This window comes from Roseococcus suduntuyensis (genome assembly GCF_014196305.1).
GTDB classification, from domain to species: domain Bacteria; phylum Pseudomonadota; class Alphaproteobacteria; order Acetobacterales; family Acetobacteraceae; genus Roseococcus; species Roseococcus suduntuyensis.
Genome location: NZ_JACIDJ010000008.1, coordinates 101,378 through 125,830, shown reverse-complemented (window position 1 = coordinate 125,830; position 24,453 = coordinate 101,378). Strand labels below are relative to the sequence as shown.

Below are 24,453 nucleotides of genomic sequence, written 5' to 3'. Positions count from 1 at the left end.
ACGCGCGCGAGGGCGGTCTATGAGGGCGGGATGATGGACCTCCTCCTCATCGCCCTGGGTGGTGCGCTCGGGGCCTGCGCGCGCTTCTGGCTCTCCGGCGTCATCGCCCGCAGCGTGGGCGAGACCTTCCCCTGGGGCACGCTCGTGGTGAATGTGACCGGGGCGGCGGTGATCGGCCTGCTCGCCGCCGCCTTCCTGGTCCCGGAGGGCATCGTCGAGGGCTGGCGCGAAACCTGGCTGCTGCTCGTGGTCGGCACCCTGGGCAGCTACACCACCGTCTCCTCCTTCAGCCTGCAGACGCTGGCGCTGGCGCGCGCCGGCCAGGGCGGGCGGGCGGCGTGGAACGTCATGGCCTCGCTAGGCCTGTGCCTGGCCGCCGCCCTGGGCGGCCACCACGCCGGGCTGAACCTGTTCGGGGGGTGAGAGGATGGCACCGGGCCCCCGCCTCTATCTTGCCATCGCGCTGGGCGGCGCGCTGGGTTCGGTGGCGCGCTATCTCTGCGCCCTGGCCGGCATCGCGCTGCTGGGGCCGGCCTTTCCCTTCGGCACGCTGGGCGTGAACGTCGCGGGTTCCTTCCTGATCGGCCTCTACGCCGCGCTGACAGGTCCCGATGGCCGCCTCTTCGTGACACCCGCCCTGCGCCAGGGCGTGATGGCGGGGTTCTGCGGCGGCTTCACCACCTTCTCGGTCTTCAGCCTGGAGAGCATCCGGCTGCTCGATGCCGGGCAATGGGCGCTCGCGCTGGGGTATGTGGGCATCTCCGCCGCGACATGGCTGGCCGGCGCCTGGCTCGGCGACCGCCTGGGCCAACGCATGAACCGCCTTCGAGGAAGCTGACCATGGTCATCAACACCACCACCGCCAGTCTGCTGCGCGTCTTCATCGGCGAGAGCGACGAATACCAGGGCGGCCCGCTGCACGAGGCGATCGTGCTCAAGGCGCGGGAGATGGGCCTTGCGGGCGCGACCATGCTGCGCGGCCCGATGGGCTATGGGCGATCGAGCCGGCTGCACAGCTCCAAGATCCTGCGCCTGTCCGCGGACCTGCCGCTGGTGATCGAGCTGGTGGATGACGAGGCCAGGATCGAGGCGCTGGTCGAGGCGCTGCAACCCATGCTCGGTGGCGCGCTGGTGACGCTGGAAACGGTGCGGGTGGTGCGCTACGGGCATGAGGCCGGGCTGGACTGATCGGCTTCTCGAAAGCCGGCACCGACTGCTCAGGCCGGCCCGCGCCGCCGCACCTCCACGCGCGCGCCCGGTGCGGGGGTCGCCAGATCGGGCATGTCCACCATCAGCTCCCGGCCCGCCGCGTCGCGTAGCTTCACCCGCACGAAGGGGCCGAGGAAGGTGGCGCGCTGCACCGTCCATTCGCCCTCCGCGCTGGGGTGCAGGGCCAGTTGTTCGGGACGCACCAGTTCCTCGCCAAGCCGATTGGTGTCGCCCACGAAGCCGGCCACGAAGTCATTGGCGGGGCGGTGGTAGAGGTCACGCCCCGTGCCGATCTGCGCGATGCGCCCGCGCTCCATCGCGCAGATGCGGTCGCTGAGCGCCATCGCCTCGGCCTGGTCATGGGTGACGTAGATGGCGGTGATGCCCAAGGACCGCAGCAGCGCATCGATCTCCTGGCGCAACTCCTCGCGCAGCCTGGCGTCGAGCGCGGAGAGCGGTTCGTCCAGCAGCAGCACGCGGGGGCGCGGCGCGATCGCCCGTGCAAGGGCCACGCGCTGGCGCTGCCCGCCGGAGAGCGCATCCACCCGCCGCCGCGCGAATTCGGTGAGGCGCGTCATCTCCAGCATCTCGTCCACGCGGCGCGCGACCTCGGCGCGGGGGATGCCGCGCACGCGCAGCCCGTAGCCGATGTTTCCGGCCACATCCATGTTGGGAAACAGCGCGTAGGACTGGAACACCATGCCGACGTTGCGGCGCTCGATGGGCAGGCGCGTCACGTCTTCGCCGTCGAACAGCACCTGGCCGCCGGCATCGGGCAATTCGAGGCCGGCGATGAGGCGCAGCAGCGTGGTCTTGCCGCAACCCGAGGGCCCCAGCAGCACCAGCGTCTCGCCGGCCGCGATGTCGAGGTCGAGCGGGTGCAGCGCCACCGTGCCGCCGGGCCAGGTCTTGCCGCAGCCACGCAGCTTGATGGCGACGCTCATCGCACCGCTCCCACGCGGTCCGCGCGGCCTGCGGCCCATTGCATGGCGCTCAGCAGCGGCACGATCAGCACGAAGAAGATCAGCGTGTAAGCCGAGGCCATCTCGGTGCGCAGCGCGGTGTAGGCATCGGCCAGGCCCACCGGCAGGGTGCGGGTGAAGGGGGTGTGCAGCAGCAGCGTCATGTTGAATTCGCCAAGCGAGAGAGTGACCACCATCAGGCTGCCCGCCAGCATGCCGCCCGCGATGTTGGGGAGGATCACGCCCAGGAAGCGCTGCGGCCAGGAGGCGCCGCACGCGCGCGCGGCCTCCTCCAGCCCCTTCAGGTCCATGGAGAGCAGCACGGCCAGCACGGCGCGCACCATGAAGGGCAGGCAGAAGACGACATGCCCCACCAGGATGAACAGCCAGGACGCACGCAGATCGCCCACCGCGCCATAGGCGAGGATCAGGCCCAGCGCGGTGGCGATACCGGGCACGGCCACGGGCATGACCAGCGCCTCTTCCACCAGCCGCGCCGTGACGCCGGCATGGCGCGCCAGCACATAGGCCGCCGGCACGCCGACCAGCAGCGTGATCACCAGTGTGGAGAGCGCGATCTGCAGCGAGAGCAGCACGGTGCCGCCGTAATTGGCCCAGACCTCGCGCAGCCAGCGCGTGGTGAGGCCGCTGGAAAGCCCCTCGAACTGGTTGGCCGTGATGCCCGGCAACACGGAGACCAGCACGGGCAGGATGAGGAAGGCCGAGATCAGCAGCGTGAAGCCCAGCCCGGTCCAGAAGCCCATTCCGCGGCTCATCCGGCGGCACCCCCGCTGGCGCCGCGGGCCAGCGCCAGCACCGCCCAGGTGGCCAGCCCCAGCAGGAAGGACAGCGCGGCCGCGACCGCGAGGTTCGCCTGCAATGTGAACTCCGTGTAGATCACCATGGGCAGCACATCGATGCGCGAGGCCAGCGCAAAGGCCGTACCGAAGGCGCCCGTCGCGGTCGCGAAGCAGATGGCGCCGGCCGCCGTCAACGCGGGCGAGAGGCCCGGCAGCAGCACGTCGCGCAGCACGCCGAGCGGCGAGGCACCGAGCGATCGCGCAGCCTCCTCGAGCCGAGGGTCGAGCTTCTCGGCCGCCGCGATGACCGTCAGCAGCGTGCGCGGGATGGAGAAATACACATAGCCCAGCAGCAGCCCCGCGAGTGAATAGGCGAAGACGATGCGTTCCCCGCCCAAGGCCATGGAGATCTCCGAGACCAGCCCCTGCCGCCCCGCCAGCATGATGACGAGATAACCCACCACCACACCCGGAAAGGCCAGCGGCAGGGTCAGCAGCGCCAGCAGCGTGCCGCGCCCGGGAAAGCGGTTCCGTGCCAGGAAGAGGCCCACCGCCGTCGCAATGCCCAGCGTGATGGCCGTGGTCAGCGCCGCCACCAGCAGCGTGACGCCGAGGCTGCGCAAGTAACGCGGTTCGGTCAGGATGGTGGTGTAGCCGCCCGCGCCGCCCGCGACCGCGAGCTGCCCGAGCGGGATGAGGAAGAAGGCCCCGAAGACCGCCAGCGCGGGCGCGATGAGCAGCGCCGCGCGCAGGCGGTCCGACATCAGCCGACCTCGCGCTGGTAGCGGTCGGAGAGCATCCGCACCGCGCCCGCCAGGCGGCGCACGTCAAGCGGCGTGGCGCGGGCATAGTCCTCCGCCGGGAGGAAGCGGGCGGCGGCCTGCTCGGGCATCAGCTCGGGGAAGACAGGGCGCAGGAAGGCGCCGGCCCAATGGCGCTGGCCCTCGTCGGAGAGCAGGAAGTCCAGCATGCGCTTGCCATTGTCGGGGTTGGGGCCGTTGGCCACCAGGCCCATGACATAGGGCAGGGTCTGCGTGCCCTCGGCGGGGATGACGAAGCGTGTGGGCGCGCCGTCGCTGTATTGCGCGCGATAGGCGTTGAAGTCGTAGTCGAACAGGATGGGGATCTCGCCCGAGAGCACGCGCGCATAGGCCGTCTGCATGGGGACGATGGGCTGGTTGGCGCGCAGGCGGCGGAAGAAATCCATCGCCGGGTCGAAATTCTCGTAGGTGCCTCCGAGGGCGAGGTTCACCGCCACCACGCCCACCTGGCCCACCGCGGCCGAGGTCGGGTTCAAATAACCCACCATGCCGCGATAGGTGGGGTTCAGCAGGTCGCGCCAACTCTGCGGCACGGGCTTGTTGCCCAGCGCGCGGGTGTTCACGAAGAGGCCCAGCGTGCCCGAGTGGATGGTGAACCAGTAGCCGTCCTCATCCTTCAGGCCGGCCGGGATGCGGTCGAAGCGCTCGGGCTTGTAGGGGGCCAGCACGCCCGCCTCGCGCGCCTGGGGGCCGACCTGGCCACCCAGATAGACGACATCGGCCACCGGGCGCGCGCGCTCGGCCAGCAGCGCGGCCAGCGACTGGCCGGAATTCTTGTTGTCCGGCGGCACGGTGAGGCCGGCGCGGGATTGCAGCAGGCGCAGCATGCCGCCCCAATCGGCCCATTCGGGCGGGCAGTTGTAGCAGACGGCGCGCGCGGCCTGGCCGAGGGCGGGCGCGGCGAGGGGCAGGCCGGCGGCGAGGCCGGACAGCATGATCTGGCGGCGGTTCATGGTGGGTCTCCTGGAAGGGGGGTTCAGGCCGCGGCCGCGGGCCGGGCGTAGAGCTGGGGCAGGCGCGAGAGGTCGTTCAGCGCCAGGCGTTCGGGCAGCAGCAGGCGGCTGTCATGCGTGCCGTCCTCGTGCAGCAGGTGTTCCACCACGCCGATCAGCTTGGAGCCGATGCTGGGCTGGCGGTCCTCGCCCACGATGAAGGAGACGGGCGGCGCCCAGATCTGGCGCAGCCCATCCGGCGCGTGGTCGCGCCACTGGTGGATGTGGCCGGAGGCCACGAAGCGCGGCGGCGTGGCGCCGAACGCCGCCACCAGCGCGTCGCGCGCGGGTTGCAGCACGGGCCAGTAGTCCACCACCGTGTCGTCCAGCCGGTGCTGGCAGAGCGGCTTGTGCAGGAAGAGGGCAAGTGCCCGCCCCCCTGCCCCGGCCACGGCGCCGTGCAGCGCCGCGTCCTGCGCCGCCTCCTCCGGCAGACCAGAACCCAGCGTCTGGGTGTTGAGGCCGATGAGGCGCCAGCCCGGCACATCCTCCATGAAATGGTCGGCGCCCAGCACGTCACGCCAACGCGCCATGCGGGTGGCGTCGGTCGGCTGATGACCGCCCAGCACCGGGTAGTCGCCCACGTCATGGTTGCCGGGGATGGCGCGCCAGGGCGCCGGCAGGCGCGCCAATTGTTCGGCGGCGAAGCGCAGGTCGGCGTCCTGGTCCGCGCCGTCGAGCGAGAGGTCGCCGGTCACGATCACCAGGTCCGGCGGGCTTTCGGCCATCCACTCCAGCAGCCGCTCGTAGTTGGACTGGAAATGGGTGTGGACGGGCGAGAGATGCGTGTCGCTGATCTGCAGGATTCGTGTCGTCACGGCTCAGCTCCGCCGCGGCAGCAGGCGCCGCACCTCGCTGGCCATGTCGGCCAGCGCGACCACGGGCGTGGCCGTGCGCTCGATCACGCGGGCGGTGTTGTTCGTGATGGCCTGGGTGATACGCACGCCGTTGGAGCCGGGGAAGGCGAACCAGGGCGCCATGCGGCCCATCTGCGTCACCGCCGCGCGGAAGAGCGGGTTCTGGCGGTAGAAGTCGCCCAGGTATCGCGGATCATCAATGGCGATCTGGTTGCAGGGCACATAGCCGCTGTTCATCACCATCAGCGCCTGGCCCTGCGGGCTGGTGGCGAAGCGCAGGAACTTCCACGCCGCCTCGCGCCTGGCGGGATCGCGCGCGGTGAGCATGCCGGCCGCGCCCCCCGTGGCGAGCGTGCCATGGGCCACGCCGGGGATGACCGGCAGCGGGTAGGTGCGGAACTCGAAGCTCTGGCCGACGGACTGGATGAAGTTCCGCACCACCGCGGTGGTCCAATAGAAGGCGCCGAGGCGGCCGGCGGCGAAGGCCTGGGACGCGCTGTTGGAATTCAGCGCCGGCATCTGCGTCTCGCGAACGAAGCGCTCATGCAGGCGCAGCGTGCCGAGGCCCTCCTCGCCCTGGAAGGCGATGTCGCTCTCGTCCGGCGTCATCATCGCGCCGCCATGGGCCAGCACCAGGGTCTGGAACATCCACTCGCTCCAGGCGAACCACATGCCATCCGGCCCGCCCGCGCGCTCCTTCACAGCGGCGGCCAGGCGGATATGGCCGTCCCAGTCGGTGGGCAGGTTGTCGGGGTCCACACCCGCGCGGCGGCACAGATCGGCGTTGAGGAAGGTGATGGCGGTGGAGGCCGCATAGGCCAGCCCCGCCTGGTAGTTGTTGAACCGGCCGAGGCTGAGCAGCCCGTCGGTGTAGCCCTGGCCCTGCGGCGTGCCATCGCGCGTGATGAAGGGCATCAGGTCCTGCGCGATGCCGCGCTCGGCGAAGACGCGCAGCAGGTTCAGCCCCTGGAAGGAGAGGTCCGGCAGCTGGTTCGTCGCCGCCTGGCGCAGGATGTGCTGCGTGCCCTCCGGGTAGCCCGGCGAGGTGACGTAGGTGATGCGGATGTTCGGCTCGACGCGGGCGAAGGCCTCGGTGATGGCGTCGTAGGAGGGCTTGAAGATGAAGGGCTGCGCGTAATGGACGGTGATGTCCACCGGCGCCTGGCCCAGCGCCAGCGAAGGCAGGGCGAGCGAGGCGGGCAGCGCCAGCGCGGCGCGGCGGGTGAGGCGATGGGTCATGGCGTGATGTCTCCTGTCAGCCCTTGAGGCCGGTGGTCGCGATGCCTTCCACGAAGCGTCGCTGCGCGAAGAGGAAGGCGAGGACGAGGGGGGCGGTCATGATCACGGAGGCGGCCATCAGCGCGCCGAAGTCATCGCCGGCCTCCTCCGAGCGGAAGGTCAGCACGCCGAGTGCCGGCGTCGCGCGCTCGGCCCCCGTCACCACGATCAGCGGCCAGAACAGGTCGTTCCAATGCGCCACCACCGAGAAGATGGCGAAAGCCGTGGCCGCCGGGAGCGCATTGGGCAGGATGACGCGCCAGACGATGGACAGCTCGTTCATCCCGTCGATGCGCGCGGCATGGATCAGCTCATCCGGCAGCGCCTTGAAGAACTGCCGGAACAGGAAGATCGCGAAGACCGAGATGATGGAGGGCGTGATCAGCGCCGTGTAGGTGTTGAGCAGCCCGAGCCAGGAGAAGCCCACGTAGAGCGGCAACGCGGGCACGTGGTAGGGCACCAGGAGGCCCAGCATGACAAGGCCGAACAGCCAGTCGCGCCCCGGGAAGTGCAGCTTGGCCAGGGCATAGCCGGCGGGCACGGCGAACAGCAGCTGGAAGAACAGGATGCCCGCGCAGACCACCACCCCGTTCCAGAGATAGGTCAGCACCGGCACGTTCTCGAAGACGCGGGCGTAGTTGCGCAGCGTGCCGCCCGTCTCGGGCAGGAGGTTGAGCGAGGCGCGGAAGATCTCGTCCAGCGGCTTCAGCGAGGCCGAGATCATCCAGATGTAGGGCATCAGGAAGAGCAGCCCCAGCAGGGCAAGGAAGGCGAGGCGCAGCGCACAGGGCCAGGGGTTCGCGCGCGGCTCAGCCATAATGCACCCGCTTGTCCAGGACGCGGGTCTGCAACAGCATCAGCCCCAGCACGATGATGAGGAAGACGAGGGTGATCGCCGCCGAATAACCCAGGCGGAAGAAGGTGAAGCCCTCGGTGTACATGGTGTAGAGCAGCACCTCCGACGCCCGGTTCGGCCCGCCCTGCGTCAGCACCGCCACGCTGTCGAAGACCCGCACCGAGCGGATCATGGTGATGGTGACGACGAACAGCGTGGTGGGGCCGAGCAGCGGCCAGGTGACCAGGCGGAAGCGTTCCCAGGCCGACTTCACGCCATCCACCTCGGCCGCCTGGTGCAGTTCGCGCGGGATGGCGGTCAGCCCCGCCAGGAACAGCACGAGGTTGAACCCGATCGCCTCCCAGATGCCAATGAAGGCGAGGCTGAGCAGGACCGTGTCCGAGGAGGTCAGCCAGGCCGGCCCGGCAATGCCAAGCTGCGCGAGAGCCGCGTTCAGCGGCCCGATGGTCGGGTGCAGCAGGTATTGCCAGGCCGTCGCCATCGCCACGGGCAGCGAGACCATGGGCAGGAAGAACACCGCGCGGAACAGGGCGCGGCCGCGCGTGGCGGCCTCGATCAGCAAGGCGAGGGCCAGCGCGCCCGCGATGGAGACGGGTGCGACAATGCCCACATAGATCAGCGTATTGCGCAGCGAGATGCGGAAGCCGCGGTCGTCCAGCAACTCCTGGAAGTTGCCGAGGCCGATCCAGGCGAGGCCGGGCGCACCCAGTTCGTAGTCGGTGAAGGCCAGCAGCACCGCCGCCAGCGTGGGCAGCAGCAACAGCAGCAGGTAGGACAGCACAGCCGGAAGGCAGAGCATCCAGCCTGCCCAGCCCTCGCCGCGCGGCACGAAGGTCGGGCGCGCCCGCGCCACCGCCTCAGACATGCGCGGCTTCCAGCACGCGCACGGCACGCCTGCGGCCATCGGCGCCAAAGACCAGCGCGCGCGGCGCGGAGAAGCCCAGGCGGAAGGGGCCCTGGGCCGCGGTGGCACCGGGCGGCAGGCGCAGCGTGAGCGCCGTGCCGAGGCCCGCATGGCGCGCGTGCAGCAGCGTGCACTCGCCCAGGAATTCCAGGTGCTCGGTCACCACCGGCAGGGTGCCGGCCGGGTCGGGCCGCAGATCCTCGGGGCGCAACGCCAGCGTGGCCTCGCCCGCGGCACCTTCGGCGCGCAGCCCCATGGCAAGGCCGGCCACCATCACCATCCCATCGGCGCGGATTTCGGCCGGCAACGTGTTGATGCGGGGCGAGCCGATGAAGGTCGCCACCCGCAGGTCGGCAGGATCCGCGTAGATGCGCTCGGGCGTGTCCACCTGCAGGATCTGGCCCGCCTGCATGACGGCGACTCGGTCCGCCATGGTCAGCGCCTCGGACTGGTCGTGCGTGACATAGAGGGTGGTGGCGCCCACGCGGCGATGGATGTCCACGATCTCGCGCCGGGTCTGCACGCGCAGCGCGGCGTCGAGGTTGGACAGCGGCTCGTCCATGAGAAACGCCTTGGGGCTGCGGACGATCGCCCTGGCAAGCGCCACGCGCTGCCGCTGCCCGCCCGAAAGCTGCGCCGGGCGGCGACCCAGCATGGCGCCCAGCCCCAGCGAATCCGCCGCGGCGGCCGCATCGGCGGCGATGCCCGCGCGGGTGGCGCGCGCACCAGGCCAGAACCGCCCCAGCAGCGGCAAGCGCTGCCAGCTGGAAAGCCGCCGCATGGTGAGCGGCACGGCGATGTTCTCGGCCACGGTGAGATGCGGGTAGAGCGCATAGGACTGGAACACCATGGCCACATCGCGATCCGCCGCGCGCAGCCCGCCCACCTGGCGCCCACCGATGTCGAGGCTGCCGGCATCATGGCGCTCGATGCCGGCCACGATGCGCATCAATGTGGTCTTGCCGCAGCCCGAAGGCCCCACCAGAGCCACGAACTCGCCGGGTGCCACGGACAGCGAGACGTCACGCAGCACCTGCACGTCGCCGAAGCGCTTCCTCACGCCACTGATGACGATACCTGCCATGCCGTATGCGCGCCTTCCTCAGAATCCGAGGCGCCTCAGCCCCCATGGGGCGGGGGGTTAACGACAGCGTGCTTCAACCGGATGGCAGACCTGTGAAGCTTCTGTGCCAGGGGCGGCGCGGCCGGACGCCGCCCTCGGTGGTACGCCTCAGGCCGGCTGCACACCCGCCGCCCTGAGCAGGCGCGTGTAGTTCTCGACGCCGGACTGCACCAGGGCCATCACCTGCGCGCTAGTCTCGAAGCCCGGGCGGGCCGCGACGCCCGTCATGTCGTTCACCCGCTCGGCGCTGCGGTGGATCGCCTGGCGGAAGGCCTCGCTCAGTGCGGCGAGCGCCGCGGGGGGCGTGCGCTTGGGCGCCAGGATGGGGAAGAACTCCTCATGGATCACGCCGGGCATGCCCGCCTGCGGGGCGCTCGGCACGCCCGGCAGGGCGGGGCTGGGCTCTTCCGCCAGCACCGCCAGGGCGCGCAGGGCGCCGCCGCGCACCTGGGCGATGGCGGAGGCCATGGTCGGCGTGCCGAAATGCGCCTCGCCCGAGACCAGCGCCGCGATGCCGGGGCCGCCGCCGCGGTAGTGCACCGTCTCGGCCTGCACGTTCATCCGCGCCATCAGCACCAGGCCGCCGATATGCGGGCCACTGCCGGGCCCGGCCGAGGCATAGTTCAGCCGACCGGGATTGGCGCGCAGCAGGGCCAGGAATTCCTGCGCCGTGCGCGCCTGCACGGCGGCATTCACCACGAGCAAATGCGGCGAGAAGCCGGCCACCGCCACCCCCTCGAAATCGCCCATCGTGTCATAGGGCAGGTTGGCGACGACCGCCGGCAGCGTGGCGAGGGAGCTGTTGATCAGCACCGTGTGCCCATCGGCCGGGGCGCGCGCCGCCGCCTCGGTGCCGATGACGCTGCCCGCGCCGGCGCGGTTCTCGATGAGGACGGGCTGGCCCAGGATCTGGCTCGCGGGCTCGGCGATGATGCGGGCCAGGATGTCGTTGGACCCACCGGGTGCCGCGGGCACGATGAGGCGCACCGGACGCGCCGGCCGCCAGCCGGAACTTCCCTGCGCCTGCACGAGGCCGGGCGCCGAGAGGCCCGCAAGGCCGAGGGCAAGGGTTGAGCGGCGATGGAACTTCATGGACGTCTCCCCAGTCATGGCTTCGGCGTGATCGCCGTGCCTTGGTCTTGAACCGGATGCCGGCCCTGGGGCGTGATCACCATTCGCCGATCACGCCCCAGGCTTTGCCGAGCGGCTGATTCACGCCTCTGGCCGACAATATCCTTGTTGGCCGTCACGTTCGCGCGAAGTCGGCGCTGGATCAAGCGCGGCATGCCCTGGGTCAAGGCCCGCCGGGTGCGACCCCGGGTCCGGTGTCCGCGAAGGCCCCGGGGCTTCATAGGTGGCAAGGCCTCACGGCCTCACCGCATGGCGGGACCAGGCATGAGGCCGCGCGGCACCGCCACCTCGCCCTGCATCAGCCGGCGCGCGGTGCGGAACACCACGGCGCTTTCGGCATGGGGCGCGCCATCGGCACCGACGCGCAGCTCCGCCCCCACGCTGACGAGGCCCGAGGGATGGGCCACGCGCACCTCCTCCGCCTGCAAGGTGCCGGGGCGGGCCAGCAGCGCCGCCACCGTGCCCGGCACGCGGCAGGCGATGCCGAGTGCCAGGCCCCCCGTCATGGGCACGGCGCGGTGCACGCGCTCCATGGAGAGCATCCGCACCGCGATGTCCTGCGCCTCGGCCGCGATGGTGCTGCCATCCAGCGCGCGCGCGGCCACGGGCGGGGCCAGCAGCGCGATGCGGGGTGCCGCGAGCGGCACGGCATCGGGCGTGGCGGCGAGGCCCATCCGCACCCCGCCCGCGCGCCGCAGCCGGTCGAGCAGCGCCATGAGGCCGGGCTTCGCCTCGATCTCGTCCGGCGTCTCGGCGCCTATCAGGCCGAGATCCTCCGCCGGCACGAACATGGCGGGGCTGGCGGCGTCAATCAGGCTGGCGCGCACGGGCGGCGCGCCCTCCACCTCGATGATGTCCAGCGCCGCACCGCTGGGCAGCAGGCCGCGGCCGCGCGTGCCGCCGGGGTTCAGGAAATCGAGCCGCACCCTGGCACCCGTGCCGGACACGCCCGCGATGGCATAACCGCCCTGCGTCACCGCGCGGCCGCCTTGCACCGGGAAGCGCGCATGGATGATACGCCGCGTGTTCACCTGGTGGATGCGGACCAGCGCCTCGGGGCCGTCGGGCACGCGCACCAGCCCCTCATCCACCGCGAAGGGCCCGACGGCCGAGGAGAGGTTGCCGCAATTGGCCGACCAGTCCACCTCCGGCCGGTCCACCGCCACCTGGGCGAAGGTGTAGTCCACATCGGCCTCCGGATGGGTGGAGGGCCCGATCAGCACCGCCTTGGACAGCGAGGAGATGCCGCCGCCCATCCCATTGATCTGCCGCCCATAGGGGTCGGGGCTGCCCAGCACGGCCAGCAGGATGGGGTCGAGCACCGCGCGGTCGGCGGGCAGGTCGGCCGCGTGGAAGAAGACGCCCTTGCTGGAGCCGCCCCGCATGAAGACGGCGCGCAGGAAATCCTGGCTCATGCTGCCTCCGGCACCAGCGAGGCGCGCAGCACGCGGGGCAGGATGCCGCCGGCGCGGAAGCATTCGGCCTCGAAGGGGGTGTCCAGGCGGCAGCGCAAGGTCAGTTCCTCCACGCGCCCATCGGCGCGGTGCAGGCGCGCGGGCAGGCCGGCGCCTGGTTCGGGCGCGGGGTGGATGCCCGCGACGTCCCAGCGCTCGGTCCCGTCCAGGCCCAGCGTCTCCACCGTGACGCCCGCGGGCAGTTCCAGCGGCAGCACGCCCATATAGACCAGGTTCGCGCGGTGGATGCGCTCGAAGCCGTTCGCGATCACGGCGCGCACCCCCAGGAGCAGCGTGCCCTTGGCCGCCCAGTCGCGCGAGGAGCCGGCGCCGTAATCCTGCCCCGCCACCACGACCAGCGGCACGCCCTCGGCGGCGTAGCGTTCGGCGGCCTCGTGGACCGGGATGATCTCGCCGGAGGGTTCATGCCGCGTCCAGCCGCCGGTGCGCCCGCCCGCCAGCCGGTTCTGGATGCGGATGTTGGCGAAGGTGCCGCGGATCATCACCTCGTGCTTCACGCGGCGCGCGGCGAAGGAGTTGAACTCGGCGGGCGGGATGCCCAGCGACATCAAATACTGCCCCGCCGCCGAGCTGGGCGTGATGATGCCCACCGGCGAGATGTGGTCGGTCGTGATGGAATCCCCCAGCAGCGCCAGCGCCCGCGCACCGGTGATGTCGGGAATGGCTGCCGCCTCGCGCGGGACCTCGCGCAGGAAGGGCGGTTCGTTGAGGTAGAGGCTCTCGCCCTCCCATGGGAAGGTGTCGCCCTGTGCGCTGGGCAGCGCCTCCCAGCGGGCATCGCCCTGGAAGACGGTGGCGTAGCGGTTGGTGAAGCGGGGCGCGTTGAGCGCCACGGCGGCGGCCTCGGCGATCTCCTCCGGGGTTGGCCAGATGTCGGCCAGGAAGACGGGCTTGCCATCCTGCCCGGTGCCCAGCGGCTCGCGCGTCATGTCGATCCGCACCGTGCCGGCCAGCGCATGGGCCACGACCAAAGGCGGGCTCATGATGTAGTTGGCCTTCGCCTGGGTGTGGATGCGGCCCTCGAAGTTGCGGTTGCCGGACAGCACGGCGACGGCCGTGGTCTGGCCGGCCTCGATGGCGGCCTCGGTCTCGGGGGGCAGGGGGCCGGAATTGCCCATGCAGGTGGTGCAGCCGAAGCCGATCAGGTGGAAGCCCAGCGCGTCCAGCGGCGCCTGCAGCCCCGTGGCCTCCAGGTAGTCCGCCACCACGCGCGAGCCGGGGGCGAGCGAGGTCTTCACCCATGGCTTCGCCGTGAGCCCGTGCGCCACCGCCTTGCGCGCCAGCAGCCCCGCCGCCAGCATGTTCTGCGCGTTGGAGGTGTTGGTGCAGGAGGTGATGGCCGCGATCACCACCGCGCCGTCGGAGAGCCTGCCCTCGGCTTCCGGCGCCGGAGGGAAGGCCGCCTCGAAGCTGTCGCGGATGGCGGGCAGCGCCACGCGGTCCTGCGGGCGGCGGGGGCCGGCGGCGCTGGGCTCGACCTCGGAGAGGTCGATCTCCACCACCTCGGCATAGTCGGGCTGCTGCCCGGCGGGGTCGTGCCAGAGGCCCTGCATGCGGCAATAGCTCTCGACCAGGCGCGCATGGTCGCCGCCGCGGCCGGTCATCTCCAGGAAGGCGATGGTCTGCGCGTCCACCGGGAAGAAGCCCATGGTGGCCCCGTATTCGGGCGCCATGTTGGCGAGCGTCGCGCGGTCGAAGACGTTCAGCGCGGCGAGGCCGGGGCCGAAGAACTCCACATAGCTCGCGACCACGCCCACCGCGCGCAGCTTCTGCGTCACCATCAGCACGGCATCCGTGGCGGTGACGCCGCGGGGCAACGCGCCCGTGAGGCGGCAGCCCACCACGCGCGGCAGCACGATGCCGATGGGCTGGCCCAGGATGGCGGCGGCCGCCTCGATGCCGCCCACCCCCCAGCCGAAGACGCCGATCGCGTTGATCATGGGCGTGTGGCTGTCGGTGCCCAGCAGCGTCTCGGGGAAGGCCCAGCGCTGGTTCCCGCGCGTCTCGGTCCAGACACAGCGGGCGAAGCTTTCGAGGTTGACCTGGTGCAGGATGCCGTTGCCCGGCGGCACCACGCGGAAATTGTCGAAGGCGCCCTGGCACCAGCGCAGGAAGCGGTAGCGCTCCGCGTTGCGTTCGTATTCCAGGTCGAGGTTGCGCTGCGCCGCATCCGGGCTGCCGGCGTGGTCCACCATGATGGAATGGTCCACCACCATGTCCGCCGGCACGCGCGGGTTGATGCGGCGGGGGTCACCGCCGGCGCGCACCACCGCGTCGCGCAGCGAGGCGAGGTCGGCCATGGCGGGCAGGCCGCCGCTGTCGTTCATCACGACGCGGGTGGGGTGGTAGGGCACCTCCTGCCCCACCGCCGCCGCCTCGCCCCATGTCTTCAGCGCCGCGAGCTGGGGCGCGCCGATGACCAGGCCGTCCTCGTGCCGCAGCACATTCTCCGCCAGCACCTTGAGGCTGCGCGGCAGGCGCGAGAGCGGGCCCGCCCCCGCGGCCTCGGCCGCCTCCAGGCTCATCACCCGCCAGATGTGCTCGCCGAGCCTGATGTCGCGCCTGGCGCCCAGGCTGTCGCGTTCCGCCGCCATGTTTCTCTCCCCGGTGTTGTTCAGGCGCCGTAGCGCGCGTCGCGTTCGAGCCAGTGATGCGTGCCGATGATGCGCTCGCGTTCGGTGAAGGAGACCATGCGCTCGGCCATGGCCATGCTGGTGCCGTCCTGCGCGATGGCCGCGAGCGTCGCGCGCATGGCGTGGATGGCGGCGCGCTGCAGGTCGGACGGGATGATCACGATGCCATAGCCCATCCGCGCCAATTCCTCGGCCGGCATGATGGGCGTCTTGCCGCCATGGAACATGTTCATGAGCTTGGGGCCGGGTACCTCGCGCGCGATGCGCTCGATCTGCGCCAGGCTGGTGGGGGCCTCGACGAAGATCACGTCCGCACCCGCCTCGCGATAGGCGTGGGCGCGCGCCAGGGCACCGTCCAGCCCTTCCACCGCAATGGCATCCGTGCGCGCGATCAGCACGAAATCGGGGTCGCGCGCCGCGTCTCGGGCGGCGCGCAGCTTGCCGGCCATCTCGGCGATGGAGACCAGCGACTTGTCCTCATAATGCCCGCAGCGCTTGGGAAACTGCTGGTCTTCGAGATGGATCGCCGCCACGCCCGCGCGTTCGAAGGCCTGCACCGCGCGCTGGGTGTTCAGCGCATTGCCATAGCCGGTGTCGGCATCGGCGATGACGGGGATGTCCACCGCGTCGCACATCGCGGCCACCCGCTCCACCACCTGCTCCATGCCGAGCAGGCCGAGATCGGGCACGCCCAGGCTGCGCGCGATGGCGCCGCCGCTGGCGTAGAGGGCGGTGAAGCCCGCCTCCGCCACCAGCCTTGCCGAAAGCCCGTCATAGGCGCCCGGCGCCACGGTGGGCAGGCCCTGGGCCAGGCGGGCGCGCAGCCGCGCCCCGGGTGATGCGGTCATGCCTCTTCCTCCCTCGTGTCATGGGGCCTTCCGGCCAGCAGGCTCGCGTGCATGACGGCGCGCGCGGCCGCGATGTGGCGGCGCGTGAGCAGCTCGGCCAGCTCGCCGTCATGGTCGGCAATGGCGTCGGTGATGCGGCGGTGTTCCTCGGCCGCGCGGGCGCCGCGCCCGGCCGCGATGCGCGTGCCGTGGTTCCAGTTGCGGATGAGGCGGTAGAGGTCGCTCTCCAGGATGGCCAGGATGCGCGCGCTGCCGGAAAGCCGCGCCACCTCGGCATGGAAGCGCCGGTTGGTGCCGCGCGGATCGTCCTCCTCCTCGCGCAGGATGGCGCGCAGGCGGGCGATGTCGGGCGGCGTGGCGCGTTCGGCGGCAAGCCGCGCGGCCATGCCCTCCAGCGGTTCGCGCGCGATGAAAAGGTCGAGGATCTCGGCATCGGAGAGGCGCACGGCGGTGACACCCGCGCGCGGGCGGCGGCGCACCAGGCCGCGCTCCTCCAGCTGGCGCACCGCCTCGCGCAGCGGGCCGCGGCTGATGCCGAGGCGGCGGGAGAGATCGGGCTCGCTCAGCTTGGCGCCGGGGGGGATGTCGCCGCGGATGATGGCCTCCGCCAGGTGGCGATAGGCGCGGTCGGAAAGCGGCGCGCCAACATCATCTGTCGACAAAAGGACGGGATCACGGATGGGCGGGGCGTCAGGGGGCTGCACCGCCACAGTATTCGCGCGCCCCGCACGCGGGTCAACAAGCCCTGTATAACTGGTGGTTTGACACGTGTTCCGGGCGGCGGCTAGCCTTTCGTTCCAGGAAACGCATGGCCCCTGACATGGCCAGAATTGTCAACAAGAATGGCGACACGATCGCCAGCAAAGGGAGCCTCCCATGGTCCAGCTGCCCCGCCGCAACCTTCTCGCCGCCGGTGGCGGCCTGGCGCTTGCCGGGACGGCCCAGGCGCAGGCCGCCTGGCCCGTCCGTCCCATCACCTTCATCTGCGGCTTCGGCCCCGGCGGCAGCGCGGACCGCACCGCCCGCGGCATCGCGCAGTTCCTGGCGCCGGAGCTGGGCCAGCCCATCACCGTGGTGAACCGGCCGGGTGCCGGCGGGCAGGTGGCGGCCGCCTTCGTGCGCGCCCAGCCCGATGACGGCTACACCATGCTGGCCACCGCCATGTCGCCCTACATGCAGACCAGCATCATCCACACCCGCGCGCCCTACACGCTGGACGACTTCGCCTTCGTGAACGCGCAATGGTCGGACTGGGAACTCATCGCCGCCAAGCGCGACATCGGCGTGGACAGCCTGGCGGCGCTGATGGCCTCCATCCGCGACAATCCGGGGCGGCACAGCGTCAGCGTGGTGCCCTCCTCGGGCGGGCAGCTCAATGTCTACATCCTGCTCGATGCCCTGCAGATCCCGGCACGCAACCTGCGCATCGTCACCTATGACAGCGGGGCCGCGGCACGCGCGGCGGCGGCGGGTGGACAGGTGGACTTCACCATCCTGGGCGGTGACGGCAGCGCCGGCATCCGTGAGCTGGTGCGGCCGCTCGCCGTCATCCATGACCGCCGCGTGGAGGGCTGGGATGACGTGCCCACGGTGAACGAGGCGCTGCGCCCGCTGAACGTGGAGGTGCCCATCCTCTCCGGCTCCATCCGCGGCCTCGCCACGCGCGCCAGCTTCCGCACCAGCCACCCCGACCGCTGGCAGAAGCTGGTCAGCGCCTATGAGGCCGCGCTGGCCAAGCCCGAGGCCCAGGCACATTTCCGTACTAACCGCATCGGCGCCGATTGGGTGGGGCCGGAGCGCACCACGCAGATCATGCGCCAGACCTTCGAGATCATCGAGCGCTACAAGGATGTGGGGCGCTGAACGCCATGGCGGAGAGAGCGGGGCGCCGAGGGCTGGACTGGGGCCACCTGGCCCTGGTCTTGCTCATCGCGGGGGTGGTGGGCCTCTATCTGCATGACGCCATCCAGGCCTCGCCCACCACCGACAACCTCATCCTGATCCTGCCCGCCGCGCTGCTGGCGCTGGGGCTCTGCGCGCTGATCGCCATCGGCATCCTGCGCGGGCGGGCGGCGCGAGGGGATGATGCGCCGCTGGGGCGCGCGCCGGCGCTGATGGCGCTCTTCGCCCTCTACATCATCACCCTGCCGGTCGTGGGCTTCGATGTGGGCAGCGCGGTCTTCGTCATTGCCGCCCTTCTGGTGGAGGGCGAGCGGCGGCCCGTGCAGCTTCTGGTGGTGCCCGCGGTCTTCGCGGTGCTGGCCACGCTCTCCTTCCGGGCCCTGGTGCCCTACCCCATTCCGACGCTGCTGCTGTGATCGACCTCGCCGCCCTCTCGGGCGCCTTCGGGCTGCTCTTCGCCTCCTACAACCCGTGGCTGCTGATGATCCCGGGGCTCGCCATCGGCCTGGTCTTCGGCTGCGTGCCGGGGCTGCAGACCAGCATGGCCATGGCCGTCTTCCTGCCGACGACGCTGTTCATGGACTTCACCTCGGCCATGTTCTTCCTGACGGCCATCTTCACCGGCGGCATGTTCGGTGGCGGCGTCTCGGCCATCATGATGAACATCCCCGGCACGTCGTCCGCCGTGGCCACGGCCTTCGACGGCTTCCCCATGGCGCGCAACGGCCAGCATGGCGAGGCGCTGGGCATCGCGCTCGCGGCCTCGTGCATCGGCACGGCCATCGGCTATGTGGTGCTGCTGGTGCTCATCAAGCCGCTTTCGGGCCTCGTGCTCGCCATGGGGCCCACCGAGATGTTCATGGTGGCGCTGTGGGGGCTGACGCTGATCGCCTCCCTGCGCGGGTCCCAGATGGCGCGCGGCATCCTGGCCGGCGTCTTCGGCCTGCTGCTGGGCACGGTGGGGATGAGTTCCAACGGGGTCCTGCGCGGCACCATGGGCGTGGATTTCCTGATCGACGGCATCGCGGTGGTGCCGGCCATGATCGGCATGTTCGCGGCCTCCGAACTCTTTGCCATGTCGCAGCGCGGCTACCTGGTCCAGGACAGCGGGCAGCGCACCGTGCGCTTCTCGCGCGTGCTGGCGGGCATGGGCATGGCGCTGCGCCGGCCCGTGACGCTGCTGCGCGGCTCCATCCTGGGCGTGGTGGTGGGGGCGGTGCCGGGCATCGGCTCCTCGGTGTCCAACCTCGTCTCCTATGCCGATGCGCGCCGGCGCGACCCCGAGCCCGAAAGCTTCGGCACCGGCAACCCGACGGGCGTGGTGGCGGCGGAATCCGCCAACAGCAGTTCCGAGGGCGGGTCCATGGTCAGCCTCTTCGCGCTGGGCCTGCCGGGGGGCGGCGGCACGGCGGTGCTGCTGGCCGCCTTCGCCATGCACAACGTGACCGGCGGGCCGCGCTTCCTGACCGACAACGCGGACCTGGTCTACACCATCATCCTGGCCAACATCGCGCAGGCGGTGCTGCTGCTGGGCGTGGGCCTGGTGCTGTTGCAGGCGCTGACGCTGATCGTGCGCGTGCGGCTGGCGCTGCTGGTGCCCTGCGTCTTTGTGCTGGCGGCCTTCGGCAGCTTCGGCCTGACGGGCGACATGCAGGGGCCCTACACGCTGCTGGTGTTTGCCGGCATCGGCTGGCTGTTCAAGCGCTACGACTATTCCATCCCCGCCGCCGTCATCGGCCTGCTGCTGGGCCGCATGACCGAGGGCGAGTTGCTCCGCAGCTACCAGATCACGGGCGGGGACATCTCGATGGTGCTGGACCGGCCCATCACGCTGGTGCTGATGGCACTTCTGGTGCTGTCCATCGTGCTGCCGCCGCTGCTGGCGCGGCGCCGCGCCAGCCGGAAGGCCGCCGCATGACCTGGCTGCTGGAGCCGGAGCGGGAGGTCCCGGCGGGGCTGCGCATGGCCGAACTCTGGGCACGGCCCGGCATCCTGCGCATGCCCGGCGCGCCGCACCCCATGGGCGGCATCCTGGCCAAGCGGGCGGGGTTCGAGGCGCTCTACATCTCGGGCGGCGCCACCTCCTCGCTGCTCGGCCTGCCGGATCTGGGCCTGGTGTCGCTGGAGGAGCTCTGCTTCTTCACCCGCGCCACGGTGCGCGCCACAGGCCTGCCCGTGCTGGTGGACGCCGACACGGGCTTCGGCCCGCCGCTCAACGTGATGCGCACGGTGCGCGAGCTGGAGGCGGCGGGCGCGGGCGCCGTGCAGATCGAGGACCAGCACCAGCCCAAGAAATGCGGCCACCTGAACGACAAGAAGCTCTGCGCGCCCGAGGAGATGGCCGAGCGCATCGCCGCCGCCCGCCGCGCCCGCCGGCACATCCGCATCATGGCGCGCACCGATGCCGTGGCGCAGGAGGGGATCGAGGCCGCCATCGCGCGCGCGCAACTCTATGTCCGCGCGGGGGCCGATGCGATCTTCCCCGAGGCCCTGGCGCGGGAGGAGGATTTCCGCCGCTTCGCCGCCGCGCTGGACGTGCCGCTGCTGGCGAACATGACGGAGTTCGGCCGCACGCCGATGTTCACCGCCGACCAGTTCGAGGCCTGGGGCTTTCGCATCGTGATCTGGCCCGCCACGGCCTTCCGCGCCGAAGCCGCCACGCTGACGGAGGTCTATGCGACGCTGGCGCGCGACGGCTCCATCGCCGCCATGCTGCCGCGGCTGCAGACGCGCGCGCAGCTCTACGAGGTGCTGGGCTATTCCGAGCATGAGGCGCTGGATGGCTCGCTGGTGGCGAGCCGGCTGCCCGGCGGCGCGTGATCGCCGAAGGGCGCAGGCCCGGAGGCGTGAATCACGCGCGCCACGAAGCGCTCAGTAGGATTTCGGCAGGCCCAGCACCCGTTCGGCGATGTGGCTCAGGATCAGTTCCCGGCTGACGGGGGCGATGCGCGGGATCAGGCTTTCGCGCAGATAGCGCTCCACATGGTATTCCTGGGCATAGCCCATGCCGCCATGGGTCATCACCGCGGTCTCGGCAGCGGAGAAGCCGGCCTCGGCGGCCAGGTATTTCGCGGCGTTGGATTCCGCCCCGCATTCACGCCCCGCGTCATAGAGGGCCGCCGCCTTCATCACCATGAGTTCCGCCGCCTCCAGATGCGCCCAGCAGCGCGCCAGCGGGTGCTGGATGCCCTGGTTCTGCCCGATGGCGCGGCCGAAGACGCGGCGGTCCTTCGCGTATTGGGTGGCCTTGCCCAGGGCCGCGCGGCCGATGCCCACCGCCTCGGCCGCGATCAGGATGCGCTCGGGGTTCATGCCGTGCAGGATGTAGTGGAAGCCCTTGCCTTCCTCGCCGATGCGGTCCGCCTCCGGCACCTCCAGCCCGTCGAAGAAGAGCATGTTCGAATCCACCGCGTGCCGGCCCATCTTCTCGATGAGGCGCACCTCGACGCGCGCGCGGTCGAGGTCGGTGTAGAACAGCGACAGCCCCTCCGTCTTGCGCCGCACCTGGTCGAGCGGCGTGGTGCGCGCCAGCAGCAGCATCTTGTTGGCCACCTGCGCGGTGCTGATCCACATCTTCTGGCCGCGGACGATGTAGCGGTCGCCCTGGCGTTCGGCGCGCGTCTTCAACTCGGTGGTGTTGAGGCCGACATCGGGTTCGGTGACCGCGAAGCAGGGCTTGTCCTCGCCCGCGATGAGTGGAGGCAGGGCGCGGCGCTTCTGCTCCTCGTTGCCGAACACCACCACGGGGTTCAGCCCGAAGATGTTCATGTGGATGGAGGAGGCGCCGGACATGCAGGCGCCGCTCTCGGCCACGGCCTGCATCATCACCGCGGCCTCGCTGATGCCGAGGCCGCCGCCGCCATATTCCTCCGGCATGGCGATGCCGAGCCAGCCACCTTTCGCGATGGCGGCGTGGAATTCATGGGGGAAGCTCGCCTCGCGCTCCTTCCGGAGCCAGTAGTCGTCGCCGAAACCGGCGCAGAGTTTGAGCATCTGCGCGCGGATCTCGGCCTGCTCGGCCGTCAGTTCGAATGCCATGGAGCCCCCCCCCGGATTTGGGCGAAGCCAGCCAGAACGACCCCAGGGTGTCAATGGCGGCTCCGTCAACATTATGGTAAATCAGTCGCTTGCCTAAACCGAAACAGCCATTCGGCCCGGCGGGTCCTGCATGCCACGCGTGCTGGTGGTGCCGCCGCCGAACCCAGCCCCGGCTACTCCGCGATGTCCTCGGCCCAGACATCAGGATGTTCCTCCTGAAAACGCCGCATCAATTCCTGGCAGCGGGCATCGTCCAGCACCAGCACCTCCACGCCGCGCGAGCGCAGGAAGGCCTCGTTCCCACCGAAGCTCGTGTTCTCCCCTACCACCACGCGCGGAATGCCGAACTGCGCGATGGTCCCCGCGCACATCATGCAGGGGCTGAGCGTGGTGTAGAGCGTCGCGCGCCGATAGTCGCGGCGCCGGCCCGCCTGGCGCAGGCAGTCCATTTCGCCGTGCGCGATGGGATCGCCCTGCTGGACGCGCCGGTTGCGGCCGGTCGCGACCACGCGCCCGTCCACGACCAGCGCCGCACCGATCGGAACGCCGCCTTCCGCCAGACCCTGTTCGGCCTCCGCGAGGGCCGCGCAGAAGAAACGCTGATCATGCCCGACATCACTGTTCATGTGTGCTTCCTATGGCAAGGACACGCGGCGTCATGGCCGCAGGGTGGCGAACCCATCCTTGTGCGGCCCCGCGGATGAACGCCCGGGCGTATGGCGAGGTCTTCAGGAAGTCGCGCCTGAGACCTTGCGCCACATGCCGCTGGACTCGCCGATGCGGCTGCTGACCGAGACGAGCCCCCACCTTCCCTGGCACGAAGCCGTCTGCCGGGTCGCGCATCATGCCACGCTGCGCGCAAGCCCGCGCAGCCAGGCCGCGACGGCGGAGGCACCGGCGTCGGGCGTCCCGATCGCCCTGGCGCCGAGATAGCTCGCGCGGCCGCGCCGCGGGTGCATCGCGGCCGTCGCCTGGGCGCCCGCTTCCGCCGCCGCGGCGGCGCGGTCGAGCGCGGCGCGCGCACCGGCCCCCTCCCGCAATGCGGCCGACAGCGCCTCCGCCGCCGGCTGCAGCGCATCGAGCATGGTGCGGTCACCGGGCTTGGCGCCACCCAGTTCCGCGATGGCGGCGACGCCGGCCTCGAAGGCGGCCGCCCAGTCGGCGGGCGCGGGTCGGGCCGGCAGATGCCGCGCCGCCCGCAGCAGCGCCGCGGCGTAGAAAGGGCCGGAACTGCCTGCGATCGCTCGGCGCAGCGCGCCCGCGATGGCGGCCAGCGCGGTCGGCGCATCGGCGAAGGCGCCCTCGGGGAGCGCGCGCATGGCCGAGGCACCTCGCGCCAGCGACAATCCGAGATCGCCGTCGCCGCCCGCGGCGTCGAGGGCGGTGAGTTCGGCCTCCGCCGCGTCCAGCGCCTCCGCCACCGCCAGCGCGGCCGCGCGCAACGTCGCATCAGGCACGCCCGGCGACGTCGCGGGCGGGGGCGGCGGATCGGGGAGGAGTTGCCGCGCCGGGGGCAGCCGCCCACCGCCCGGCCAGGCCGGCGCCTCGGCCATGGCATCGAGCCGCGCGAGACGCGCCGCATCCAGCGCCATCACCGAGAGCGAGCAGCCGGGCATCTCGATCGCCGTCAGGAAGGCGCCGCACCAGGCGCGCTCCACCACCAGCCCGGCCGCGCGCAGCACGGTCAGCGCCGCGCGCGCGGCGATGGCAAGCTCCATCGGCGGCGTTCCCCCGAGGCCGTTGACCAGCAGGGCCACGCGGCTGCCGGGGGCCAGGGCGTGGTCGGCCAGGATCGCCTCCAGCATGGCCGCGACGGCGGCATCGGCCGTCGCGCGCGGCACGCGGCGGAGGCCGGCCTCGCCATGGATGCCGAGGCCCAGTTCCATCATGTCGTCCGGCAGGTCGAAGCCCGGCCGGCCGGCGGCGGGCACGGTGCAGGGGCCGAGCGCCACCCCCATGCTGCGCACGGCGGCGGCCGCGGCGCGCGCCTCGGCCGCGACCTCGGCCAGCGGCAGCCCGGCCTCGGCGGCGGCGCCGGCCACCTTGTGGACGAGCACGGTGCCCGCGATGCCGCGGCGGCGGTCGGCCTCCACCCTGTCGCGCAGGGCGACGTCGTCGGCCACGATCACGCTCTCAACCGGGATGCCCTCGGCGCGCGCCAACTCGGCGGCGAGGCCGAAGTTCAGCACGTCGCCGGTGTAGTTCTTCACCACCAGCAGCGCGCCGGCAGGACCGGCGGTGGCGCGGATGGCCGCCAGCACCTGGTCCACGGAGGGCGAGGTGAAGACGTCGCCCGCCACAGCCGCGGTCAGCAGGCCGGGGCCCACATAGCCCGCATGCGCCGGCTCATGGCCCGAACCGCCGCCGGAAATGACCGCGACCTGCCGCGCCGAGGGCGGCGGCAGCGCGGACCGCAGAAGGATGCCTTCCCGCGCGATCAGCGCGAGGCCGGGGGAGAGGTCCGCAAGGCCTTCGAGCATCTCGCGCACGGCGGCGCGCGGGTCATTGACGAATTTGCGCATCGTGCTCCCCCCGGTGGGTGGCCAGGGTAGCGCGCGCCGCGATCGTCCCACCAGTTCCGCTTGGGAGGGTATGGCGCTGGGAACGATTCTTGCCGGATTTCA

General features: G+C 71.4%; 25 protein-coding genes. 7 read left to right on the top strand and 18 right to left on the bottom strand.

The window, feature by feature from the left end; all coding sequences use genetic code 11:
* Positions 1–30 precede the first annotated feature (30 nt).
* The 3 genes from crcB to GGQ83_RS18190 are packed head-to-tail and all read left to right on the top strand — an operon-like array spanning position 31 to position 1,188.
* A complete protein-coding gene (gene crcB / locus GGQ83_RS18200; RefSeq protein WP_184386412.1) occupies positions 31–423 on the top strand; it encodes a fluoride efflux transporter CrcB in 393 nt (130 codons plus the stop codon).
* Positions 424–427: 4 nt separating this feature from the next.
* Positions 428–838 (top strand): fluoride efflux transporter FluC, encoded by a 411-nt coding sequence (locus tag GGQ83_RS18195; protein WP_184386411.1) that lies wholly within the window; start codon positions 428–430, stop codon positions 836–838.
* A gap of 2 nt (positions 839–840) precedes the next feature.
* Positions 841–1,188, top strand: a complete 348-nt coding sequence (locus tag GGQ83_RS18190; RefSeq protein WP_242535216.1) for a DUF190 domain-containing protein — start codon at positions 841–843, stop codon at positions 1,186–1,188.
* A 29-nt stretch (positions 1,189–1,217) separates the two neighbouring features.
* Here the strand turns inward: GGQ83_RS18190 and GGQ83_RS18185 are convergent, their stop codons facing one another.
* The 15 genes from GGQ83_RS18185 to GGQ83_RS18115 all read right to left on the bottom strand — a co-directional run bounded on the left by GGQ83_RS18185 (position 1,218) and on the right by GGQ83_RS18115 (position 16,551).
* Positions 1,218–2,153, bottom strand: a complete 936-nt coding sequence (locus tag GGQ83_RS18185) for an ABC transporter ATP-binding protein (protein WP_184386409.1) — start codon at positions 2,151–2,153, stop codon at positions 1,218–1,220.
* Positions 2,150–2,935 (bottom strand): ABC transporter permease, encoded by a 786-nt coding sequence (locus GGQ83_RS18180; protein WP_242535215.1) that lies wholly within the window; start codon positions 2,933–2,935, stop codon positions 2,150–2,152. The genes GGQ83_RS18185 and GGQ83_RS18180 overlap by 4 nt, the downstream gene beginning before the upstream one ends.
* 8 nt (positions 2,936–2,943) lie before the next feature.
* Positions 2,944–3,735, bottom strand: coding sequence for an ABC transporter permease (locus tag GGQ83_RS18175; RefSeq protein WP_184386407.1), 792 nt, complete (start codon positions 3,733–3,735; stop codon positions 2,944–2,946).
* Positions 3,735–4,745, bottom strand: a complete 1,011-nt coding sequence (locus GGQ83_RS18170; protein ID WP_184386406.1) for an extracellular solute-binding protein — start codon at positions 4,743–4,745, stop codon at positions 3,735–3,737. Before GGQ83_RS18170 ends, GGQ83_RS18175 begins: the two co-directional genes overlap by 1 nt.
* A 23-nt stretch (positions 4,746–4,768) precedes the next feature.
* A complete protein-coding gene (locus tag GGQ83_RS18165; RefSeq protein ID WP_184386405.1) occupies positions 4,769–5,602 on the bottom strand; it encodes a metallophosphoesterase family protein in 834 nt (277 codons plus the stop codon).
* 3 nt (positions 5,603–5,605) lie between these two features.
* Entirely contained in the window at positions 5,606–6,880 is a 1,275-nt protein-coding gene (locus GGQ83_RS18160; RefSeq protein ID WP_184386404.1) for an extracellular solute-binding protein, read from the bottom strand.
* A 16-nt stretch (positions 6,881–6,896) separates the two neighbouring features.
* Complete coding sequence (locus GGQ83_RS18155) at positions 6,897–7,736, bottom strand: carbohydrate ABC transporter permease (RefSeq protein ID WP_184386403.1); 840 nt, start codon at positions 7,734–7,736, stop codon at positions 6,897–6,899.
* A complete protein-coding gene (locus GGQ83_RS18150) occupies positions 7,729–8,640 on the bottom strand; it encodes a carbohydrate ABC transporter permease (protein WP_184386402.1) in 912 nt (303 codons plus the stop codon). Before GGQ83_RS18150 ends, GGQ83_RS18155 begins: the two co-directional genes overlap by 8 nt.
* Positions 8,633–9,763: an ABC transporter ATP-binding protein gene (locus tag GGQ83_RS18145; RefSeq protein ID WP_184386401.1), complete on the bottom strand. Its 1,131-nt coding sequence runs from the start codon at positions 9,761–9,763 to the stop codon at positions 8,633–8,635. Before GGQ83_RS18145 ends, GGQ83_RS18150 begins: the two co-directional genes overlap by 8 nt.
* A 147-nt stretch (positions 9,764–9,910) precedes the next feature.
* Positions 9,911–10,894: a Bug family tripartite tricarboxylate transporter substrate binding protein gene (locus GGQ83_RS18140; protein ID WP_184386400.1), complete on the bottom strand. Its 984-nt coding sequence runs from the start codon at positions 10,892–10,894 to the stop codon at positions 9,911–9,913.
* Positions 10,895–10,908: 14 nt separating this feature from the next.
* A complete protein-coding gene (locus GGQ83_RS18135; protein ID WP_184386399.1) occupies positions 10,909–11,088 on the bottom strand; it encodes a hypothetical protein in 180 nt (59 codons plus the stop codon).
* An 87-nt stretch (positions 11,089–11,175) separates the two neighbouring features.
* Entirely contained in the window at positions 11,176–12,348 is a 1,173-nt protein-coding gene (locus GGQ83_RS18130) for a 2-methylaconitate cis-trans isomerase PrpF family protein (protein WP_184386398.1), read from the bottom strand.
* A complete protein-coding gene (gene acnA / locus GGQ83_RS18125) occupies positions 12,345–15,002 on the bottom strand; it encodes an aconitate hydratase AcnA (protein WP_184386397.1) in 2,658 nt (885 codons plus the stop codon). Before acnA ends, GGQ83_RS18130 begins: the two co-directional genes overlap by 4 nt.
* Positions 15,003–15,022: 20 nt before the next feature.
* On the bottom strand, positions 15,023–15,889 hold the full coding sequence (locus tag GGQ83_RS18120) for an isocitrate lyase/PEP mutase family protein (protein WP_184386396.1): 867 nt from the start codon (positions 15,887–15,889) through the stop codon (positions 15,023–15,025).
* Positions 15,886–16,551, bottom strand: a complete 666-nt coding sequence (locus tag GGQ83_RS18115; protein ID WP_207018322.1) for a GntR family transcriptional regulator — start codon at positions 16,549–16,551, stop codon at positions 15,886–15,888. The genes GGQ83_RS18120 and GGQ83_RS18115 overlap by 4 nt, the downstream gene beginning before the upstream one ends.
* A gap of 214 nt (positions 16,552–16,765) precedes the next feature.
* On the opposite strand from GGQ83_RS18115, the gene GGQ83_RS18110 reads away from it, so the two are divergent.
* The 4 genes from GGQ83_RS18110 to prpB are packed head-to-tail and all read left to right on the top strand — an operon-like array spanning position 16,766 to position 20,611.
* Positions 16,766–17,752 (top strand): tripartite tricarboxylate transporter substrate binding protein, encoded by a 987-nt coding sequence (locus GGQ83_RS18110; RefSeq protein WP_184386395.1) that lies wholly within the window; start codon positions 16,766–16,768, stop codon positions 17,750–17,752.
* A gap of 5 nt (positions 17,753–17,757) precedes the next feature.
* Positions 17,758–18,207 (top strand): tripartite tricarboxylate transporter TctB family protein, encoded by a 450-nt coding sequence (locus tag GGQ83_RS18105; protein ID WP_184386394.1) that lies wholly within the window; start codon positions 17,758–17,760, stop codon positions 18,205–18,207.
* Positions 18,204–19,709, top strand: a complete 1,506-nt coding sequence (locus GGQ83_RS18100) for a tripartite tricarboxylate transporter permease (RefSeq protein WP_184386393.1) — start codon at positions 18,204–18,206, stop codon at positions 19,707–19,709. Before GGQ83_RS18105 ends, GGQ83_RS18100 begins: the two co-directional genes overlap by 4 nt.
* Positions 19,706–20,611 (top strand): methylisocitrate lyase, encoded by a 906-nt coding sequence (prpB, locus tag GGQ83_RS18095; protein WP_184386392.1) that lies wholly within the window; start codon positions 19,706–19,708, stop codon positions 20,609–20,611. Before GGQ83_RS18100 ends, prpB begins: the two co-directional genes overlap by 4 nt.
* A gap of 51 nt (positions 20,612–20,662) precedes the next feature.
* On the opposite strand, the gene GGQ83_RS18090 is transcribed toward prpB, so the two are convergent.
* The 3 genes from GGQ83_RS18090 to GGQ83_RS18080 form a co-directional block, all read right to left on the bottom strand.
* A complete protein-coding gene (locus GGQ83_RS18090) occupies positions 20,663–21,829 on the bottom strand; it encodes an acyl-CoA dehydrogenase family protein (RefSeq protein ID WP_184386391.1) in 1,167 nt (388 codons plus the stop codon).
* A 173-nt stretch (positions 21,830–22,002) separates the two neighbouring features.
* Positions 22,003–22,455 carry a nucleoside deaminase gene (locus GGQ83_RS18085; protein WP_184386390.1) on the bottom strand — a complete coding sequence of 151 codons (453 nt, stop codon included), beginning with the start codon at positions 22,453–22,455 and terminating at the stop codon, positions 22,003–22,005.
* A gap of 216 nt (positions 22,456–22,671) precedes the next feature.
* A complete protein-coding gene (locus tag GGQ83_RS18080; protein WP_184386389.1) occupies positions 22,672–24,351 on the bottom strand; it encodes a dihydroxyacetone kinase family protein in 1,680 nt (559 codons plus the stop codon).
* Between the last annotated feature and the right edge of the window lie 102 nt (positions 24,352–24,453).

Bases quoted from the DNA above. Each gene is read 5' to 3' on its own strand.
- GGQ83_RS18170 (WP_184386406.1), bottom strand. From the start codon at position 4,745: ATGAACCGCCGCCAGATCATGCTGTCCGGCCTCGCCGCCGGCCTGCCC.
- GGQ83_RS18150 (WP_184386402.1), bottom strand. From the start codon at position 8,640: ATGTCTGAGGCGGTGGCGCGGGCGCGCCCGACCTTCGTGCCGCGCGGC.
- GGQ83_RS18080 (WP_184386389.1), bottom strand. From the start codon at position 24,351: ATGCGCAAATTCGTCAATGACCCGCGCGCCGCCGTGCGCGAGATGCTC.
- GGQ83_RS18120 (WP_184386396.1), bottom strand. From the start codon at position 15,889: ATGACCGCATCACCCGGGGCGCGGCTGCGCGCCCGCCTGGCCCAGGGC.
- GGQ83_RS18190 (WP_242535216.1), top strand. From the start codon at position 841: ATGGTCATCAACACCACCACCGCCAGTCTGCTGCGCGTCTTCATCGGC.
- GGQ83_RS18185 (WP_184386409.1), bottom strand. From the start codon at position 2,153: ATGAGCGTCGCCATCAAGCTGCGTGGCTGCGGCAAGACCTGGCCCGGC.
- GGQ83_RS18105 (WP_184386394.1), top strand. From the start codon at position 17,758: ATGGCGGAGAGAGCGGGGCGCCGAGGGCTGGACTGGGGCCACCTGGCC.
- GGQ83_RS18110 (WP_184386395.1), top strand. From the start codon at position 16,766: ATGGTCCAGCTGCCCCGCCGCAACCTTCTCGCCGCCGGTGGCGGCCTG.
- GGQ83_RS18085 (WP_184386390.1), bottom strand. From the start codon at position 22,455: ATGAACAGTGATGTCGGGCATGATCAGCGTTTCTTCTGCGCGGCCCTC.
- GGQ83_RS18160 (WP_184386404.1), bottom strand. From the start codon at position 6,880: ATGACCCATCGCCTCACCCGCCGCGCCGCGCTGGCGCTGCCCGCCTCG.
- GGQ83_RS18195 (WP_184386411.1), top strand. From the start codon at position 428: ATGGCACCGGGCCCCCGCCTCTATCTTGCCATCGCGCTGGGCGGCGCG.
- GGQ83_RS18155 (WP_184386403.1), bottom strand. From the start codon at position 7,736: ATGGCTGAGCCGCGCGCGAACCCCTGGCCCTGTGCGCTGCGCCTCGCC.
- GGQ83_RS18180 (WP_242535215.1), bottom strand. From the start codon at position 2,935: ATGGGCTTCTGGACCGGGCTGGGCTTCACGCTGCTGATCTCGGCCTTC.
- prpB (WP_184386392.1), top strand. From the start codon at position 19,706: ATGACCTGGCTGCTGGAGCCGGAGCGGGAGGTCCCGGCGGGGCTGCGC.
- GGQ83_RS18145 (WP_184386401.1), bottom strand. From the start codon at position 9,763: ATGGCAGGTATCGTCATCAGTGGCGTGAGGAAGCGCTTCGGCGACGTG.
- crcB (WP_184386412.1), top strand. From the start codon at position 31: ATGATGGACCTCCTCCTCATCGCCCTGGGTGGTGCGCTCGGGGCCTGC.
- GGQ83_RS18140 (WP_184386400.1), bottom strand. From the start codon at position 10,894: ATGAAGTTCCATCGCCGCTCAACCCTTGCCCTCGGCCTTGCGGGCCTC.
- GGQ83_RS18130 (WP_184386398.1), bottom strand. From the start codon at position 12,348: ATGAGCCAGGATTTCCTGCGCGCCGTCTTCATGCGGGGCGGCTCCAGC.
- acnA (WP_184386397.1), bottom strand. From the start codon at position 15,002: ATGGCGGCGGAACGCGACAGCCTGGGCGCCAGGCGCGACATCAGGCTC.
- GGQ83_RS18090 (WP_184386391.1), bottom strand. From the start codon at position 21,829: ATGGCATTCGAACTGACGGCCGAGCAGGCCGAGATCCGCGCGCAGATG.
- GGQ83_RS18175 (WP_184386407.1), bottom strand. From the start codon at position 3,735: ATGTCGGACCGCCTGCGCGCGGCGCTGCTCATCGCGCCCGCGCTGGCG.
- GGQ83_RS18135 (WP_184386399.1), bottom strand. From the start codon at position 11,088: ATGCCGCGCTTGATCCAGCGCCGACTTCGCGCGAACGTGACGGCCAAC.